Source organism: Paenibacillus sp. TSA_86.1, from assembly GCF_052691815.1.
Genome location: NZ_JBQZGE010000011.1, coordinates 161284 through 177035 on the forward strand (window position 1 = coordinate 161284; position 15752 = coordinate 177035).

The window sequence follows — 15752 nt, forward strand, 5'->3', positions numbered from 1 at the left end:
TGAGCGCTGATGTTTTACAAGGAATTATCGAAGATAGATAGCCCAATGTAAAGACAGCCTGACGGCTGCTTTCTATTGGGCTTTTTCAACGCATAAAATCCATTATTCCAAAGACCCGTTAATGGCCGTGTGAGCGGTATTCAAGTACGCAGATAACGGCTTCCACCCACTCGAACATACATTTGACCAGGCAATACAGGTGTGGATGCATCCGGGTTACCATTGGAAGCATTCTTGGCATAACGGGATAAGTAAAGAAAGTCTGGATAAATGACCATATCCATTAAATAGGCTGAGGTTCGGCTGCCGGGAAACCGAAACTGGTTTAAGGTCTGGATAATCTCCGGGCCGCTTGCAATGCCAATGCCGTGTCCATAGTACCAGTTTTCCCGCAACATAATGGTGTTTTCACCTTGCCATTCAGGGGTTTTGGGTGAGACATCCGGATTTTTGAAATAGAGCACGTCTCCCGGAAGTGCGGTTTCCTTGCCGTTTTTTTCTGTCAAACGCAGATCGCTGTCATAATGCCAGTCAAATAACAGCAGATTACGAAATAACGAATTAAAGGCATCTTCACGTATGCTCCCAAGCACACCTCCATAGAGTACGATGACGGTAGCGGTTGCGCACTCGAATGCGTATAAACGCCCGTTTCTCCATATATCTCTGATGCCGTCAGCTGGTGTAACATCCGGTCTTAGTTCAAACCCGCCTTGCGCATTCCGATTCCAGAAGGCGGGGTTACACCTTGAATCTTCAAATGAGGCAAAGCTGACCCCACTTCGATTCAATCCTTCGGCTGCGTCTACGAGAGATTCTCTTAAGTTCCATTCAAAGTGCAGATGGTCCATGGACTGATACACATATCGGATTGGGCGGTTCTGAAGCTGCTGTAACCAGTACCATTCAAAGGAAGACCACTCGGAGGGAAACAGTTGAACCGGTTGATTCGCAACAATAATCATGGGGCAATAACCTCCGTTCTTCAATAACGTTGAATATGCCGTGACGCCGAAGATCTGATCATGTCGATTTTTGTCTGAGATTTTTGCTTGTGTTTCGTTTAACAATCGTGTCATTTGGGGTACAACACTATAAGATAAAGTTATGTTCAGGTTCATGTGTTCATACGAAGAACATTACATTCGCATTAAAACAACATTCAATTTAGATTTAAGCAACATTTACATTTAAGGTAAGGGAGGATATGTAGTGTCAAACTCCATCACACAGAGCCGGTCTCTGTTCGAACAATTATACACACACGCGCCAATCGGAATTGCGGTCGCTTCTCATGTTAATGGACTATGGGTGCAATTAAATCCCGCTTTTTGCGAGATGCTTGGATCAACGGAGGAAGAACTATTACATACTTCCGTTGTACATATGATTTATGAAGAAGACCTCAGGTACGAAGAGTTTCGGAAAAACTTCTGGGAAATGACCAACGGTGAACAGCCGATGTACGAAACGGAGGTGCGTTTGAAACGAAAAGATGGTACGTTGCTGTGGGCAACGATTAGAGCATGCATTGTCCGGGACGAGGAAACGGAAGAGCCATTGTATTTACTGGTACAAGCTGCAGATATTACGAACCAAAAAGAGGCGGAAGAACGACTCCTTGAACAGCGCAAACAGCTGGAAGAGAGTAGTCGTATTTCACGTATACTGGCTGAATCCTCACTGGATTTGATTGCAATTCATGAGGCGGACGCTGAGCGTACATTTAAATATGTATCTGATGCGAGCAGAAGCATGCTCGGTTACGAACCCGAGGAAATGATCGGACGATCCGGAATGTTCTGCATTCACCCGGACGATATTCCGGGCGTACAGGCCTATATCCGTGGTCAGATGAATGGACTTGCACCGGAGCGCATTAGTTATCGGCTGCAGCATAAGGACGGTTCCATTATATGGGCAGATACACTGACCCATTATGTGTGCGATGAGTCAGGCAAGCTGCAGGAGATGGTGGCAGTCACTCGAGACATTACAGACAGTAAACAGCAGCAGTTGAATTTACAAGAGTATCAGTCTTTGTTTGATTGTAATCCGCTTGGAGTAGCTTCTATGGATCTGGACGGGAATTTGCTGAAAGCCAATACGGGGCAGGAGCAATTGACAGGTCATACCGGAGATGAATTGTTAAGCCGGCCTTTTGATCATCTGATTGATCCGGCAGATCTGGAGAAGACACGTTATCACTTTGAAGAATCGGTGAAGGGCATAGCCCAGAGCTACGAGATTGGCTTGATTCACAAGAACGGGCAGCGAATTGAGACAAGTGTCATCAATGTTCCTATTTTACTGGAAGACAAAGTCGTTGGTGTCTATGGCATTACGAGTGATGTTACATCTGCCAAACGTTACGTCGAAGAGATTGAAAATTTAAGTTACGAAAGAGCACTGATCTTGAACGGCATGTCCGAAGGGGTCATTGGGCTGGATCTGGATGGGAATGTGAATTTTGCCAATCCTGCAGCGGCGGAGATGATGAGCATCTGTCCAAACGAGATGAATGGCAAACCTCTGGAGAAAATGATGATACAGATGCAGAGTGAAGGCATTCCTTATCCGGCGAAAGGTACGCCTATTTTGCAGGCTGTACGTGAAGGAAGGGCATTGCCGCGGACAGAATCGGTATTCTGGCGACAGGACGGATCGAGCTTTCTCGCGGAGTTCCAACTCAAGCCGATTATGGATCAAGGGAAAACACGTGGTGCCGTACTGGTGTTCCGTGATATGACATCTGTAAAAGAAATCATTCGTGCGAAGGAAGCGGCAGAGCACGCCGATCGTGCCAAATCCGAGTTTCTCGCTATTATGAGCCACGAGCTTCGTACGCCGCTCAACGGGATTATGGGAATGGCACATCTGTTGATGGAAACAGAGCTGGACGAAGAGCAGCGAGGATTTGCGGAGATTATGATTGATAGCGGGGAGTCGCTGCTGTACATTTTGAATGAAATATTGGACTTCAGTAAAATTGAAGCAGGTAAAATGGATTTGGAACAAGGGCCGGTAGATATTCGGGACATGCTGAACAGTGTGATGGAGCTGTTTTCCATCAAAGCTGCGGAGAAGAAGATTGAACTATTTAGTGAGATCTCTTCACAGATTCCTGAACGTGTAAGTGGAGATGAGACAAGGATTCGTCAGATTCTTATTAATTTGGTGGGCAATGCGGTTAAATTTACCGAAAAGGGAAGCGTTACGGTTATTGCGGAGATGGATCATTCGCCAGAATATGGTCCGGATCATCATCTGTTATCGTTCAAGATAAAGGATACTGGCATCGGCATTGCACTGGATAAGCAGCATCAATTATTTCAATCCTTCTCCCAACTGGATCCAGCGATTAATCGTAAATTTGGAGGCACGGGCTTGGGCCTTGCGATTAGCAAGAAACTGGTAGAACTCATGGGCGGAGCCATTGGTGTGCAAAGTGAGATTGGTCAGGGAGCAGAATTCCAGTTCACCATTGTATTAGAGAAGTGGAGAGAAGAAATTGTATGTGTAGAAGATCACCTTGCAGCAAGGCTGGAACTGCCGGATCGAAACAGTCTTGCCAGCGGTATTCGCATATTAATCGCCGAGGATCAGGCCGTGAACAGCCATCTGCTTGAAGAGATGTTGCGCAAATTCGGCGGTGTATGCGATGTGGTGGGCAATGGAGCGCAGGCTGTGGATCTACTGGCGAAAACGCAGTATGATCTAATCTTTATGGATATTCAAATGCCAGTAATGGATGGGATTGAAGCAACTTGTGAAATTAGGAAAACTCATCCACGAATCCCCGTGATCGCTGCAATTACAGCCTTTGCAGGGGAACGTGACCGCCAAGCTTGTTTGCAATGCGGAATGCAGGACTTTATAAGCAAGCCTTTCCACTCGGCAGAAATTATCCGGGTTCTCAACACATGGGTGCCCTATATCCATTCACAGAAGGTGAATTGATGGGCATCTGTGAGCCAGACAAGAACGTGTTCAACCAATGATGCGTTTAATACATGATGAATACAAAAAAACCTGTATCTCCGTTGGAGTGCAGGTTTTTTTCGTGTTTAAAGTTACATTTTTTTTGTGTTTGGGGCAACTGTTTTTTAAGTGTTTCAATCTGCTGTAATGTTATGGAACCCAGTACTCAAGACCATCCGCCGATCAATCCTGAGAGGGTTACACATTCATCATCTTCCAATTCTGCAATCAGCGTGAGTTCTTCATCATCTTGCGGATTTACCGAAAATAATTCACGGCGTCCGTCCTCATGCTTGATGATGACTAACTGATTACCGCCTTTTGTATGAAACTGGTACTTCACCCCGATACCAGGCAGGGCGCATTCCCGGATATTCATGAAACTTGTTCACCTCTTTAGTTTTTGCTTAAATCATCTGGTTAACCATTCATACAGTACGGATGTATTCTACTATCCATAACACCGTTTGGCAAGTCACAAATCCAATAGCAGGATGAGTATCATGAATTTCCACGATGTTCCGTCGGATTTTGCTGCAGTCTTACCCGTCTGCGCCGGATAAAGAACCAGATGAGCAGTGACAGGATCAGCACAAGGCCAGTGATGGAGACTAAAAGGATATTCCGAATGTTCGGAATTTGTACGGTCAGATCCAGCGTATTCTTTTGCAGGGGAGAAATGTTCCAGATCAGCGTTTTACCACCATCCTGCACTTGATCTGCATTGGAATCCTCGGCTTGGATCGGGAGAGACAGTTTGAAATCAAATTTCACATCTTTTAACAAAAGTCGTTTGAGAAAACCTGGAACGTTGTTGATCTTGTCTTTAATATCCCCTTCTGGCATGGATTCCATAAGGTCGGCTTCGGCAGTAATATGCATTTTTGAAGTAAAGAAACCCGGGGTCGTTGATTGTTCGATCTGAATACCTGGTGGCAGCTTGGAGGAATCGAACCCGGTCATATTACTTTTTTCATAATGGGTCGTTGCTTTTAACACACTCTGATCTGCCTGTTTGGTCACTTCTGCCTTAAAGTTATTACGTTCCAATGCTTCAGCTAGCAAAGGCATCATATTGTGTTGTCCAATTTTGCCAAGAGCGGAGTCCGACACACTTAGATTCAGATCCAGATCTGCCGTTCCATTCGTATTTACAGTCACATGGGCTTCTCCATCCGCACAGGCGGATAACATGATCAGCATGAAGGCAAGCATAAGAGCAAGTGATAAGGAGTGTAAAGAAATGCGAGTTGACATGAAGCTCCTGCCTTTCTCTGTGATAATATATTGATGTAATGTCCATATCCATCCAATCCAGAAGTATAGTATACAACGGAACGTTTGTAGATGCTAACAAGTTGTATAAGACAAGTCTTATGGTGAGATAACAAGGATGTAGTTTGGAGAAAAGAATAACAAATGTGACGTTTTGGGTTGATTAAAATTAAAGATTTCGTATTTTTGTCAATGTTCGGTCAATTCAAACCGTCATTCCGCGTGTACACTAGTATAGAGATGAATATACGGGCAAGGGGGGTACATTCATGACTTATATTATTATTCTGGCTGTGATTATGGTTGTGGGTATGATTGGAATGGGCTGGTTCTATAAGATTGTTGACGAAGATAAACACTAATTTGCCAATCATCTGTAACATTTAAAAAAAGACAAGCCTATAAGCTTGCTTCGCTGATGCGGAGCGGGCTTATTTGTGTTGATACGATTCTAGTATTATGAAGCATACTTAAACGGAGCGTATAGGTAACTCACGTAATGATGTAAACTGTTCCGTTCTTCGCATGGATAACATTTGACCGATGGACAAATATTTTTCATAAAGTTGGGATTTTTAAGCTTCACTTTTGTATAATAGGGGATAGCTCTCGGGTTTTTCCCGAAATTTGCCAAACAGGAAAGGGTGTACATAAATGAAGTTTAGCGAGTATACGTATACACGTCCCGATCTGGAACACATCAAGACTTCTTTCGGTGAACTACTGGAGGGATTTGAAGCAGCGTCTTCAGTGGAAGAGCAAAGTGAATTCATGGACAAGATCAATGCCTTGCGCAGTGATTTCGAAACCCAGGCACAGCTTGTCTATATCAGACATTCCATTGATACCAATGATGAGTTTTATAAGGCAGAGAATGAGTTCGTGGATGAAAGTCAGCCCGTTGTTCAGGAGTATATTACGGATTACTACCGTGCGCTGGTGAATTCCGAGTTCCGTGCGGAACTGGAGCAAAAGTGGGGAACCCAACTGTTCCTGCTCGCCGATCAGGCTTTGAAAACATTCAGCCCGGAGATCATTGAAGATCTCCAGAAGGAAAACAAACTTTCTACGGAATACGATCAGCTGATTGCTTCGGCTAAAATTCCGTTTGAAGGGGAAGAGCGTACACTGCCTCAGTTGCATCCGTTTGAGCTGTCTACAGATCGTTCCATGCGGGAACGTGCCTCAGAAGCCCGGTATACGTTTATGGCGGAGAATGAAGCGGAGTTCGACCGCATTTACGATGAGCTGGTGAAGGTACGTACACAGATTGCGAAAAAGCTGGGTTATCCAAGCTACGTGGAGCTCGGTTATGTCCGTATGAACCGTACGGATTATAACGCGGAGATGGTCGCGAATTTCCGTGCACAAGTTCGAGATTACATCGTACCTGTTGCAACCAAGCTCAGAGAACGTCAGCGCAGCCGGATTGATGTAGATACGCTTTATTTCTACGATCAAGGCTTTAGCTTCAAGACGGGTAATCCAACCCCCAAAGGTGATCCAGATTGGATTGTGGAGAACGGCAAACGGATGTACGCGGAACTTTCGCCAGAGACCGATAAATTCTTCCAGATGTTGACCGAGAATGAATTGATGGATCTGGTTAGCAAAAAAGGTAAACAGGGCGGCGGATATTGTACGTTCCTGAACGATTACAAAGTACCGTTTATTTTCTCCAACTTCAATGGTACATCAGGTGACATTGATGTGTTGACACATGAAGCGGGACATGCGTTCCAAGTGTACGAAAGCCGTAATTTTGCTGTGCCTGAATATAATTGGCCGACCTATGAGTCTGCAGAGATTCATTCCATGAGCATGGAATTCTTCACTTGGCCGTGGATGGAGCTGTTCTTCAAGGAAGATACGGACAAGTACAAGTTCGATCATCTGTCCTCTGCGCTGCTGTTTATTCCATACGGAGTAGCTGTAGATGAATTCCAGCATTTTGTCTATGCGAACCCAGATGCAACACCGGCTGAACGCAAGCAGGCTTGGCGCGATATCGAGAAGATTTACTTGCCACATATCAACTACAAAGACAACGCGTATTTGGAGCAAGGTGGATTTTGGCATAAACAAGGCCATATCTTCTCATCGCCATTTTATTATATCGACTACACGCTGGCTCAAATCTGTGCATTCCAGTTCTGGAAACGCAGCAATGAAGATATGAAATCGGCATGGGCGGATTATCTGACATTGTGCAAAGCAGGTGGTAGCCTGTCCTTCACTGGTCTGGTAGAGCTTGCTGGTTTGAAATCACCGTTTGAAGACGGCTGCGTGTCCTCTGTCATTGGTGATATCGAAGCATGGCTTGATGGTGTGAACGACAAAGCACTGTAAGTAAGGTTTTCCGCATGTTACTGTGTTGCCTGCTGTGGTATGGGCTAACGATCTCCACAGAGCTTATTTCGCCATTTTGGCGTGATCCACGATTCTAACGAACCGTAGGAACGTTATTTGGTGGAATATACCCGTTTTGGCTTCAGTTTTGCTCAAAATGAGCTCAATAGCGTCGCTGAGGATCGTTAGATTTTTTTTATGCGAGAATGAGGGGAAGTAAGGCTTTCTGGCGAGCGTTAGAACTTGGGCGGTGTGTAGCGACCTTCTATAGTTGTCCAAATTTTCTAGCTAATAAATAAACTATGGCTATGCAGCAAGATAAGGCGACTTAGACTCTTTAGGGGATAAGTCGCCTTTTTTGCGCATAAATATCATTGGAAACATAGTACGGGATACATAGCATCGATAAAAATAAACGAATAGCTACGCAAACAAGCACGAAACTAAACAATTAAAAAAATAAAAAATAAAAAATAAAAAATTTAAAAAGAACAAGAAATAAGTTTTAAACTTCCTTGTCACAAGATGGGACAATGTAACATTTATCAAGTGATTGTGATTTATTTCACTATAGCTGGAAACGGATTCAGTTACAATAAAGATAGTAAATCAGGGTTACAGGAGGCTGATTCAGATGGCAACGCATGCATATTATGTTCCACCCGTGAATTTGATGGGTAGAGGGTGTTTGCAGGATGCAGCTCCAATGATTGGACAGATGGGTATACGCAAAGCTCTGGTTGTTACAGATCAGGCACTGGTTACGTCAGGTGTCGCTGAGCGTGTATTGTCTGCACTGCGGCAAGCAGGGTTAGACTATGTCGTATATGATGAGGTACAGCCCAATCCAACATGCCATCAAGTGCATGAAGGATTACGAGTATTCCAGAGCCATGGCTGTGACGCCATTATATCGATAGGCGGAGGTTCACCGCAGGATGCTGCCAAAGCAATTGGTATCGTTGCTGCGAATGGTGGACACATCCGTCAGTATGAAGGACTACATCAATCCAAAACCAAATCAGTTCCGCTTGTAGCTGTGAATACAACAGCTGGCACATCAAGCGAAGTAACGATGAACTATGTGATTACAGATGAGGAGCGAAAAGTGAAAATGGTGATGGTGGATCGAAACTGTCTAGTTGATCTGTCGGTGAATGACCCCGAGCTCATGTTGAATAAACCTGCCAGTCTGACGGCAGCTACAGGCATGGATGCCTTAACCCATGCGGTAGAAGCGATGGTTACACCTGGTGGTTTTACGGTTACAAGTGCAACGGCTGCAGCCGCAGTCAAGTTGATCTTTGAATATTTGCCAAGGGCTGTGAAGGATGGGACTGATCTGGAAGCCAGGGAGTATATGACATACGCGTGTTTCTTGGGAGGCATAGCATTTAATAATGCGGGTCTTGGATATGTGCACGCTATGGCCCATCAATTGGGCGGGGTGTATGATCTGCCGCATGGAGTATGCAATGCCATGCTGCTGCCTTATGTCGAGGAGATGAACGCCAAACATGTACCTGACAAATTCCGTCATATCGCCAAGGCAATTGGCATGGACGTGAAGGAGTGTAGCGACGAGGAATGTGCGGACTATGTGATTGCGGCAATTCGAGAATTGGCGAAAGAAGTAGGCATTCCTGAGAAGTTATCGGAACTCGGCGTACAGAACCCGGATGTAGAACTGCTCGCAAGTAATGCGATGAAAGATGCCTGTGCACCAGGAAACCCGTATCAACCATCCAAGGATGAGGTTATCGACCTGTTCCGAAAGATTATTTAACCCGGAATAAATGATAAATATAATCTTAGATATATACTCTCAAATGTAGACTACAGAGAAAAAAATAATGTTACAATTGAAGTCGCTGAGATCGGCGGCTTTTTTGACTTGAACAGATATGAATCAGGGGATACCTGTACATATGCTGGTGTAAAAAAGTTGAAGAGGGCAGCGTTACATACATGGTAAATCAGATTCATTTAAATCGTTGATGGAGGCCGTGATGAAAGAAGATCAATTACATGTAAAAGCACCAGGTAACTGGATGAATGACCCGAACGGATTTATTTACTACAAGGGAGAATATCACTTGTTTTATCAGTATTTCCCTTATGGCTTGCAGTGGGGCACGATGCATTGGGGGCATGCAACCAGTCCGGATCTGGTCACATGGACGCACCATCCTATCGCTCTGTTTCCAAGCAAAGGGTATGACCAGAATGGTTGTTTTTCAGGCACGGCATTAGAGGTACAGGGACAATTGTTTTTATTTTATACCGCTGTGAAATATGATGTGATCAATGAGGAGAACGTTCATGTGATTGTGGATGATCGATTCGAATCGAGTCAGGCTGTGATGATCTCGGAGGATGGCTATACGTTTGATAACCTGACCTCTAAGCGGCAGATCATACCACCGATCGTTGATTCTGATCTGGGGGATCGTACACATACACGTGATCCAAAAGTATGGATGCATCAGGATCGGTATTACATGATTTTAGGTACAAAGACGAGAGATCAGCAGGGGAAACTTTTGTTCTATACAAGTGAGGATCTGTTCCATTGGTCGGTCGTTAATAGTTATACCAAGCCAGGATTGGGTTATATGTGGGAGTGCCCGGATATGTTCAGCTTGCCTGATCTTCTTACTGATGCGCAGCACACGGTCTTGTTGATGTCTCCAGAAGGTATTCATGATGGGCCGCTGTATACGAGTCATGCCATGTGCAGTCTGGTTTCTTTTCAAGAGGAAAGCTGTGATATCGTCATACCAGATCACCTGTTAATGGTGGATTATGGTCGGGATCTGTATGCCCCTCAGACCAATCTGGATGCCGCAGGGCGCCGGGTCATGGTAGCCTGGATGCGAATGCCATTGCCTGTAGAGAAACCGGGTGAGAATCCGTGGATTGGCATGATGGCATTGCCGCGAGTGATTGAGGTGGAGAATGAACATGTTTATTTCCGTGTGCATCCTGAGGTGGAAGCGTATTTTAAAAGTAGTATCGCTATCGAGCAGATTGATTATACTAAACCGTTTCAACTGAAAACCGTGTTGCAGGAACATGAAATTCTGGACATTGGCGGTTATCGTGTGTGGCTGGAAGGTGGCAGGTTGCATACGGATCGTGCAGAGGTATTTAGAGGCTTGGATCAATACGATCTTCAGTTTCAGACTCCCGAGCTGCAAGGGGAATGTGAACTTAATATCTTTGTAGAGCCTAATTTGATTGAGATTTTTGTGAATCAGGGGCAGTATGTGTTGAGCAATGTCGTATATGATCTGAAAGCCTATGTAAGCTATATGGGTCAATTGGAGTGTAAAATAGCCGATGTATAGAGCCGGAGAAATCCGGCTTTTTTGTCGTGTAATATTGAAGTATGTCTGAAGGCATCTTCACAAATAAAGTCGAATGCGTAATAATGTAGGTCGGACTATTGGCAGCATATGACATGCACATCAGGAGGCATCATGAAACTCAGCATAATTGATCTAAACCAGTATTTGAGACAGTATGAGATCTACTTAAGTGTGGAACGCAATCTGTCCCATAAATCCATCAAAGCTTATTTCTCTGATCTAAATAGACTTGTGCAATGGCTGGATTCCAACGAATTAAACGAAGTAACCAGGGAGAATTTGCGCAGGTATCTTGAACAATTAACGAGTGAACAGATACTAAAAGACTCTACGATTAAGAGAAAATACATATGTTTTAAAGCGTTTTTTAATTACCTCGTACTGAACGGAGATCTTAAAGAATCACCCATCAATGGTTACGGGAAGAAATTCAAAACGGCAAGGCGTATTCCCAAGACACTGTCCGTGAATGAGATTGAAAAACTGTTGAATGCTCCGCAAGAGCATATGAAACAGTTACACACGATTTTTCGAAAAAGAATAAACCTGCGAAATGCTGCAATTATTGAGTTGTTGTACGTCATTGGGATTCGAATTGGTGAATTGGTTAGCATAGACCTTGAACATATCGATCTTGAAGAGCGAACCGTGCTGATCTTTGGAAAAGGCCGTAAGGAACGACTGTTATATATATCGAGTGAAGAGGTGATTCAAAAGATCAAGAGCTGGCTTCAAGCTCGTGAACACTTTGAACCTCAGAGTAACGCCCTTTTTCTGAATAAATATGGTCATAGACTCTCTATATATTCAATTGAAGACATTTTTTATAAATTTAGAGATATGTCTAACGTAAGTAAACATTCAACGCCTCATTATCTTCGCCATAGCTTTGCAACACATCTTTTGAACAATGGTGCAGACCTTCGATCTGTACAAGAAATTCTTGGACATACCAATGTGAGTACAACACAAATATATACTGAAGTATCTGTCGAAAGAAAGAAGGATGTCCTGTCGAGATTTAATCCACGAAATAACTTAAAAGTGTAGAGAAAAACCTCCAAATAACTATAAATTATTTGGAGGTTTTGTAGTGTTGGAAACAGTTTTAGGTTATTTGAATTTCAAAAAAAACGAAGAAGACTATTTAGCAAAAAAAAGGCTCACCTTACCTCTATGTGCCGCCGAGAATAGAATGTCAGATTTTACTAAGTTACCTTTACTAAAAGATTATCAAGAGAGATACATAATGAATGGAATTAATTCATTTAGTATTGAGGATAATTTTATTGGGAGTGAACATTTATATGAAGTTTATAAACTAATTAATTCACAATGTTTAAAACTATTTTCCGCAAAGTATGCTGATGCTAGAACCTTATCAGGTATGAACTGTGTTACATCGTTGTTGATGTCTCTTACTAATATTGGAGATAAAATCATGCTTTCCACTAGTTCATCAGGCGGACACCCTTCAATGGAGCATGTATGTAAAAGGTTAGGTTTAGAAATCATTGACATGCCTTATGACTATGAAGAATTCGATTTAGATTATGAAAAAATCTACGAAACCTTAGTTGAAGAAGATATAAAATATTTGTTATATGCACCATCGGATATTATAAAGGCTCCAGATTACAATAAATTGAAACTTCCTTCCCAAACGTTATTTTTATATGATGCTAGCCAAACGCTAGGGTTAATTGCAGGGAAACAAGTAGCTAATCCACTGGCTACTCCAATAAACTGCGTGTTATTTGGTGGGACACACAAAACACTTCCGGGACCAGCCAATGGTCTAATCATGACTAATAATGAAGAAATAGCAAAAGAATTGGACGAAAACATAAGCCCTAAATATCTTAGGAATACCCAAATGCATCAAGTCGTAAGTTTACTTTATACTTTGTTTGAGATGGAAAAATTCGGAGTAGATTATGCAAGAAAAACGATAGAGTATTCAAGAGATTTAGGGAGGGCACTTAAAGAGTATGATTTTGATATCCCTTTTTTTAACAACACACCTACGTTTACACATCAAATATTTATAAGAACGAGCCAAGATACTATGAATACTATGTTCAGTAATGCTTTCAGAAATAATGTTACACTCAATAAGAAGAACAAAAAGTTGTTTAATGACTATGGTATAAGGCTAGGGACTCAAGAGATAGCAAGACTTGCATGGAAAGAAAATCCTATAGTGCATATAGCAAGAATAGTACAAAGTTTGCAATATTCTAACCCAAATATACAGAAACAAATTAAAGACTTGAAAGTACCAGAAGATTTGAATTTCACTTTCAGTGTTTCTTCAATGAAATTATGAAAAATAACCCATACCATATTATTAATTAATGCGGTATGGGTTTTACTATTCTCATACTTCTATAAAACTTCAAATGGTTAAAATAAAGGTAGCATTTTATCGTACAAGCCAGGTGCTTTATTATTTAGGATATTGAGAATTATCCCTACATGCTGTCTACCAAGCTCAAAACAAACATTATCATCTTTGTCTTTACAAAGTCCTAAACAGTGTTCAAGTAATTGATATTGTTCTTCTTTTGAATTTGTAAAGTGATGTTGCTTTGTTTCTAATTCAACGGAGAGTATACCCAAATTACTGTATAGTTCAATATTTTTATCTCCATTCAGAAGGGAAGCATCCAAACTTTTTTTAAAGTATCCTATGGATTTCTTGAAGTCTTTCTTGCGTCTTAACAACTCTCCCATTTCAAAATACAAATTGAATTGCAAGCGTTCACTTTTCTTCTCATATATTTTTATCGTTTTTTCTAATAAATGTATTCCTTTATCAAAGTTTCCTTGTATACCATGCTCAATAGCTTTGTATTTATTGGTTGAAAGATCAGCCACCGAATTTTCTTCTTTGATAAAAGAATCAATTGTGTTAAAGCTAAAAGGCTGTTTTTCGTTCCGATAAAAGAAAATATTATTCATTTCGTTCATGCATTTAATGTATATGTCTCTTGTTTGCACAGTGTCGATCTTACAAATCTCTATAGACTCTTTATAAAAATCTATAGCTAGATCCAAAAGACCCATATGACGATAACAATGGGCTACCGCCCAATAACATTTAGATTTATATTTCAAGGATTGTCTTACATGTGTCGAATCTATCATCTTTTTAAAATGTTCTATAGCTTTTGCATATTCATTTTGTAAATGATATAAATTGCCTAACAGAAAAACTATATCGAAGTTATCCGACGAAACAGTATCCGGTCGTACTATACTGTGATTGGTATTCATTTCAATCTCTTCAATTGCATCCTGATATGCGCCGTAACCCGTTAATGCTTCTGCAATATAGTAACTCAAATTTTCAAAAAACAAAACAGAATCAACTTCATTTTGATGTTCAATCTGTTCTTTAAGTACAAAAATATTTTTAAATAAATAACGGATTCGTAGAGTAGTTGTATAATCTTTAGCGTCATTATTAATTTTTAGTGTATTTATTATATGCTTCGCTTTAACATCTGTTTCAATACTTTGGATGAATTCATGAACAATTTTATGCTCCACAAACAGTTTCTGCTGCTGAACTAAATCCAGTATTTTATTCTGGGAATATTGAATGTATTCAATCTCTTTATTAATTGATGGTAATAGCAAAGCTTCTGTGACTGAATAAGAAAAGTTTTTGTTTTTTCTCAATAAACCTTCTATTACTAATTTATCAAGTTGCTTTCCTATTGTATCTGGGGCAGAATCAATGAGTGATTCCAGCATTTTTCTAGAAACCTCATTTTTAGATATTGACAAAGATAATATACATCTAAACAATCTTTTCTCATCATCATTTATATCTTGGTAGAAAATATCAGTGACATGTTCCCAATTTATAGAGTTCATCTTCTCATTATTAATATCTGCATTATACTTGTCAGCGATCAAACTAAGCGTATGAATGTTACCATTTGTTAGAGAAAACAGTTTATCATTGTCCGTATCATTCAGTGAAATATTTTTCTTATCCAAATATTCAATCATATAATCTTTCTCAAAATTGAGTATATCAGAAGTTCTTATATTACTATTATTTATTTCTTTTCTCTCCACTGCACCAGAATAGAATAGCATAAAGATACATTGACTATTCAAATTCATTTTTTTCAGTTTTCCAATTAATTCATTACAAAGTTTATAGAATTTATCTTTTTCGTCATAGTTTTTGATATCATCAAAAATAAAGACGGTTCTCTTTTTGTTTCGAATTTTTTTAGCAATCAACTGGGCAGTCAATGCGTAACTAAGGCCTGGTTCCCTATCAATTAGTAGGAGTTCAAATATTTGTTTAACTGCCATCTGGTATGAACTTTCATCTTCACATGTTATGAAAAAAGCTTGCACATTTAATTCTTTTCTATATCCGGTTGAGTTAATAAAATTCACCTCATCTTGCGTCTGACAATTATAATTGACTGCCATATTTATTAATTTGGCGAATTCCGTTCTACCTACGCCTGGAGGACCAAATATTTGAAACATTTGTCTTCCATTAGAGCTTTGTAATTCCTCAAAAATATCTTTCGTGATTTCTTTTCTATCAGTAAAGTATGCAATGTCAGGTTTTGAATCAGAAAATATAGTTTTCCTCTTTGTTTTTTTTATATATTTAGATACTCCAATTATCGCTGGGATACAGACCCCAATTATTGTAAGAGCATTTGCCCAAGACCCGAGATTCCATAAACTGCTTGTAAACATACAAACCTCCAAATAATTTATAGTTATTAGTATGTA

General features: G+C 41.0%; 10 protein-coding genes. 6 read left to right on the forward strand and 4 right to left on the reverse strand.

All coding sequences use genetic code 11. From position 1 onward, the window contains the following. Positions 1 to 140: 140 nt before the first annotated feature. Positions 141 to 965 (reverse strand): protein-glutamine gamma-glutamyltransferase, encoded by an 825-nt coding sequence (locus ACUTVW_RS19725; RefSeq protein WP_445647336.1) that lies wholly within the window; start codon positions 963 to 965, stop codon positions 141 to 143. A 247-nt stretch (positions 966 to 1212) separates the two neighbouring features. On the opposite strand from ACUTVW_RS19725, the gene ACUTVW_RS19730 reads away from it, so the two are divergent. Next, complete coding sequence (locus tag ACUTVW_RS19730) at positions 1213 to 3960, forward strand: PAS domain S-box protein (protein ID WP_445647337.1); 2748 nt, start codon at positions 1213 to 1215, stop codon at positions 3958 to 3960. Positions 3961 to 4147: 187 nt separating this feature from the next. Here ACUTVW_RS19730 and ACUTVW_RS19735 read toward each other — a convergent pair whose 3' ends face one another. Continuing rightward, positions 4148 to 4360, reverse strand: coding sequence for a hypothetical protein (locus ACUTVW_RS19735; protein WP_434751474.1), 213 nt, complete (start codon positions 4358 to 4360; stop codon positions 4148 to 4150). Between the two features lie 122 nt (positions 4361 to 4482). Further along, on the reverse strand, positions 4483 to 5238 hold the full coding sequence (locus tag ACUTVW_RS19740; RefSeq protein WP_445647338.1) for a hypothetical protein: 756 nt from the start codon (positions 5236 to 5238) through the stop codon (positions 4483 to 4485). 672 nt (positions 5239 to 5910) lie between these two features. Here ACUTVW_RS19740 and ACUTVW_RS19745 point away from each other — a divergent pair. The 5 genes from ACUTVW_RS19745 to ACUTVW_RS19765 all read left to right on the forward strand — a co-directional run bounded on the left by ACUTVW_RS19745 (position 5911) and on the right by ACUTVW_RS19765 (position 13305). Further along, entirely contained in the window at positions 5911 to 7605 is a 1695-nt protein-coding gene (locus ACUTVW_RS19745; protein WP_445647339.1) for a M3 family oligoendopeptidase, read from the forward strand. Positions 7606 to 8239: 634 nt separating this feature from the next. Next, the gene (locus ACUTVW_RS19750; protein ID WP_445647340.1) at positions 8240 to 9391 is read left to right on the forward strand and encodes an iron-containing alcohol dehydrogenase; all 1152 of its coding nucleotides are present in this window, start codon (positions 8240 to 8242) and stop codon (positions 9389 to 9391) included. Between the two features lie 223 nt (positions 9392 to 9614). Then, positions 9615 to 10955: a glycoside hydrolase family 32 protein gene (locus ACUTVW_RS19755; protein ID WP_445647341.1), complete on the forward strand. Its 1341-nt coding sequence runs from the start codon at positions 9615 to 9617 to the stop codon at positions 10953 to 10955. Between the two features lie 132 nt (positions 10956 to 11087). Next, a complete protein-coding gene (locus tag ACUTVW_RS19760) occupies positions 11088 to 12026 on the forward strand; it encodes a tyrosine-type recombinase/integrase (protein WP_445647342.1) in 939 nt (312 codons plus the stop codon). Positions 12027 to 12069: 43 nt separating this feature from the next. Further along, complete coding sequence (locus ACUTVW_RS19765; RefSeq protein WP_445647343.1) at positions 12070 to 13305, forward strand: hypothetical protein; 1236 nt, start codon at positions 12070 to 12072, stop codon at positions 13303 to 13305. Positions 13306 to 13382: 77 nt separating this feature from the next. Here the strand turns inward: ACUTVW_RS19765 and ACUTVW_RS19770 are convergent, their stop codons facing one another. Further along, positions 13383 to 15716, reverse strand: coding sequence for a tetratricopeptide repeat protein (locus ACUTVW_RS19770; protein ID WP_445647344.1), 2334 nt, complete (start codon positions 15714 to 15716; stop codon positions 13383 to 13385). Positions 15717 to 15752 lie beyond the last annotated feature (36 nt).

Bases quoted from the DNA above. Each gene is read 5' to 3' on its own strand.
- ACUTVW_RS19725 (WP_445647336.1), bottom strand. From the start codon at position 965: ATGATTATTGTTGCGAATCAACCGGTTCAACTGTTTCCCTCCGAGTGG.
- ACUTVW_RS19735 (WP_434751474.1), bottom strand. From the start codon at position 4,360: ATGAATATCCGGGAATGCGCCCTGCCTGGTATCGGGGTGAAGTACCAG.
- ACUTVW_RS19740 (WP_445647338.1), bottom strand. From the start codon at position 5,238: ATGTCAACTCGCATTTCTTTACACTCCTTATCACTTGCTCTTATGCTT.
- ACUTVW_RS19745 (WP_445647339.1), top strand. From the start codon at position 5,911: ATGAAGTTTAGCGAGTATACGTATACACGTCCCGATCTGGAACACATC.
- ACUTVW_RS19750 (WP_445647340.1), top strand. From the start codon at position 8,240: ATGGCAACGCATGCATATTATGTTCCACCCGTGAATTTGATGGGTAGA.
- ACUTVW_RS19755 (WP_445647341.1), top strand. From the start codon at position 9,615: ATGAAAGAAGATCAATTACATGTAAAAGCACCAGGTAACTGGATGAAT.
- ACUTVW_RS19760 (WP_445647342.1), top strand. From the start codon at position 11,088: ATGAAACTCAGCATAATTGATCTAAACCAGTATTTGAGACAGTATGAG.
- ACUTVW_RS19770 (WP_445647344.1), bottom strand. From the start codon at position 15,716: ATGTTTACAAGCAGTTTATGGAATCTCGGGTCTTGGGCAAATGCTCTT.